At 68.6% G+C, this 3,447-nt stretch carries 4 protein-coding genes; all 4 read right to left on the reverse strand.

The genetic code is table 11. The features are described 5' to 3' along the window. Positions 1 to 491: DNA-processing protein DprA (locus WBV89_RS13780; protein ID WP_423981928.1), on the reverse strand; the 491-nt coding region annotated here is incomplete at its 3' end. After that, positions 491 to 2,017, reverse strand: a complete 1,527-nt coding sequence (locus tag WBV89_RS13785) for a YifB family Mg chelatase-like AAA ATPase (protein ID WP_423981929.1) — start codon at positions 2,015 to 2,017, stop codon at positions 491 to 493. The genes WBV89_RS13780 and WBV89_RS13785, both read right to left, overlap by 1 nt. A gap of 184 nt (positions 2,018 to 2,201) precedes the next feature. Further along, a complete protein-coding gene (locus tag WBV89_RS13790; protein WP_423981930.1) occupies positions 2,202 to 3,167 on the reverse strand; it encodes a sigma-70 family RNA polymerase sigma factor in 966 nt (321 codons plus the stop codon). Between the two features lie 5 nt (positions 3,168 to 3,172). After that, positions 3,173 to 3,358, reverse strand: a complete 186-nt coding sequence (locus WBV89_RS13795; RefSeq protein ID WP_423981931.1) for a hypothetical protein — start codon at positions 3,356 to 3,358, stop codon at positions 3,173 to 3,175. Positions 3,359 to 3,447 lie beyond the last annotated feature (89 nt).

The following is a 3,447-nucleotide window of genomic DNA, read 5'->3' on the forward strand; positions in this document are numbered from 1 at the left end:
AGACCCGACACGACGCACACGCCGGCAGCCGCCAACTCGTGACCGAAGCGGGCAGCGATCTGGCCGCCACGACGAGTCGGGTTGCGAGTGCCGACGATGCCGACTCGGCGGGCGTCGAGCGCGGTCAGATCGCCCTGGGCGAACAGCACCGCCGGGCGCCGCGGATCATCGAGGAGTTGCGCCGGCCACTCAGGATCGCTCGGGACCACCACCCTCACGCCGAGTTGTCCGCACCGATCCCCCATCCGCTCGGGCTCGATCCGCTGGGCGGACGATCTCCACCGCTCGGCAAGGTCTCGTGACCGAGCGAAGACGCCCCTGATCGCTGGGGACGGGGCGAGTTTTCCTGCTGCCATCGCGTACGCCTCGATCGCCGAGCGCCCCGACATCAGCGCCACCAGGCGTGCGGTGGTCATGTGATCGAACCCGGCGAGTGCGGCGAGATGTGCTCGATTCGTGCTGTCCATCAGGTCGTTCGTGATCTCGACCATCACGCCGCCACCGTTCCCGCACGGAGCGGACCGACCGAGGCGCGCATGTCGAGCGCCAGTGTGATCGCGGCCTCACCGATCACCTCGGGAGGCTCTGATTCGAGATCGGCGATCGTGCGCGCCACCCGACGGATGCGGTGGTACCCGCGCCCGCTCAGACGACCCTTGTCCATCTCGAATCGGAGCACGGCGAGCGCCTCGGCGGTGAGCGGGGCCACCGCGTCCAGGTCGGCGGGTGACAGTCCTGCGTTCACCCCGCCCTGACGCCTGGTCGCCAGCGTTCGAGCCACGCGCACGCGTTCGGCGACGACGGCGGTCGATTCGCCACGTTCTCCGCTGAGCAGGTCGTCGACGAGCGGACGATGGACCCGCACGCGGAGGTCGAATCGATCGAGCAACGGCCCCGAGACCCGGCCCGCGTAGCGGGCGACCCGGGCGTCGCCGCAGTCGCACCCTCCGGGACGACCGCCCTCACCGCACGGACACGGATTCATCGCGGCGACCAACTGGAATCGCGACGGAATCGTGGTGTGGTGCGCCGCGCGACTGACCCGGACTTCGCCGTCCTCGAGCGGCTGGCGGATCGTGTCGATCACGCGCGGGTGATACTCCGGGAGTTCATCCATGAAGAGCACACCGCAGTGCGCGATCGAGATCTCGCCCGGTCGCAGGCTGTGCGACCCACCGCCGACGATCGCCGGTTCGGAGCTGGTGTGATGAGGCGCACGGTAGGGCGGTCGCGTGACCAGGCCGGTGGCGGGCAACGCGATCCCCGCCGCCGAGTGGATCATCGTGACCTCCAACGCCTGGTTTCGATCGAGCTCGGGAAGCAGCCCCGGCAGGCGTGCCGCGAGCATGGTCTTCCCGGATCCGGGAGGTCCGACGAAGAGACAGTGATGTCCCCCGGCCGCTGCGATCTCGAGTGCCTTGCGAGCCACGGGCTGGCCGACGACGTCGGCCAGGTCCGCGGTCGGGCCGTCCTCGATGTCGACCACGCAGATGTCGTGGTCGGGCCACGGCGCGCGGTCCTCCCCCAGGACGGCGATCAGCTCACGCAGATGTGCGACCGGATGGACCCGGCCGTCACACACGACCCACGCCTCGTGGGCATTTGCGACAGGAACCACGAGTTCGGGCCGCATCGCCACCCCCGCCATCGGAGCGACCCCGGGGACCCCTCGAATCGATCCGTCGAGTCCGAGTTCGCCGATGAACGCCATCTCGCTCACGGAGTCGGCCGGCACCTGTTCGGAGGCCACGAGCACACCGACGGCGATGGCGAGATCGAGGCCGGACCCCGATTTGCGCTGTTGCGACGGCGCCAGGTTGACCGTGATCTTCGTGTCGGGCCAGATCGCATCCGATGACATGACGGCGGCGCGCACGCGATCGCGCGACTCGCGGATCGACTCGTCGGGCAGCCCGACGACGTGAAACCCCGGCAGGCCCCTGCCGACGTGTACTTCGACCGTGACCGGATGACCGCGGGCCCCGAAGAGGACGGCGGATGGGATGGATGCGAACATGACGCCTCCGAGATCGATGTGATGGATCCGGGAGGGTGGAACAGCGACCCCACGACGCTTCGGTCGACACTCTACGCAGCGGGTGCGACAGAGTGACTCAACTCATGTCGGGCGCGATGGATGACACCGTTGCCGGATGGTCTCATGACGAATCGCCCCGGCTCCCGGAAACCGGGAGGCGGACTCAGAGGTGGGCCGGAAAACCGAACCGCTCGAACGCTTCGGTATCGAGAAAGGCGTGGAACTCGGCCACCCGGTCACCGCGCAACTCGAGCACCTGCAGGGCCCACGGGGCGTGCCCACCCTCGGGATCGACCCGGTACTGGGCGAAGGCCGGGCATCCGTTGGCCCAACCGTTCAACAGCTTCGAACCCGCGCATTCCGCCCCCGGACCGACCCACCACGCCAGCACGTCGTCCCGGCCGTGCAACCACATGGCGTATGGCGGCATGGTCTGGATGACGTCGTCGTGGAGGAGTCGGCTCAGCGCATCCATGTCGTAGCGCTCGAATGCCTCGACGTATCGCGTGAGCAATCGTTGCTGTTCGTCGGTCAGCGCCTCCGCTGACGCGGGTGCAGCGGCGGAGTCGGCCATGGTCGCGCGGGCGCGTTGCAGTGAGCTGTTGACCGAAGCGGTCGACGTGTCGAGCAGTTCGGCGACCTCGGTGGCCGGCCAGCGCAGGACATCGCACAACACCAGTGCGGCGCGCTGACGGGCCGGCAGATGCTGCAGCGTCGACACGAAGGCGAGTCGGATGGTGTCACGCATGGCGACGACCTGGGCGGGGTCGCCGTGGACGTCGATGACGCGTTCGTCGGCGATCGGAGTGATCCAGGTGTTCTCGGGCAGGACATCGGACAGATGAACGGGATCCGGGGTGCGTGCCGGACCCAGATCCATGGGCCGGGCACGCCGCTGCGGGCTTCGGCCCATGTCGATGCACACGTTGTTGGCGATCCGGAACAACCACGTTCGCACGCTGGACCGCCCCTCGAAACCGTCGGCGGCGTGCCACGCTTTGACCATCGTCTCCTGGACGGCGTCCTCGGCTTCCGCTCCCGACCCGAGCATTCGGTAGCAATACCCGGTCAGCGCTCGACGATGGACGTCCAGATCCTCCGGCCGCAGGGTTCGGGTCGGCGTGCTCATTTCGGTCATCGTAGATCCGTTCGGTCGACGTCGGGCTGCAAGTCGATGACGACGCCCGATACTCCGGCGAGGTCGAGCAGGGAGCGCAACTCATCGGACACTCCCTCGAGTCGCACCGTGCAGCCGAGCCGCTGGGCGGCCCGTGCGAGGCGGCACAGCTCGTCGACCGCTCCGAGATCCGGGGATGCCATGGCGACGGCCTCGCGATCAGCCGTCCGCCGCGGCGCAGACCTCCGCGACGTCGGACGACGTGGTGGCGATGAATCGGGACACGTCAGGC

Source organism: Ilumatobacter sp. (genome assembly GCF_049588435.1).
Taxonomy (GTDB): Bacteria; Actinomycetota; Acidimicrobiia; order Acidimicrobiales; family Ilumatobacteraceae; genus Ilumatobacter_A.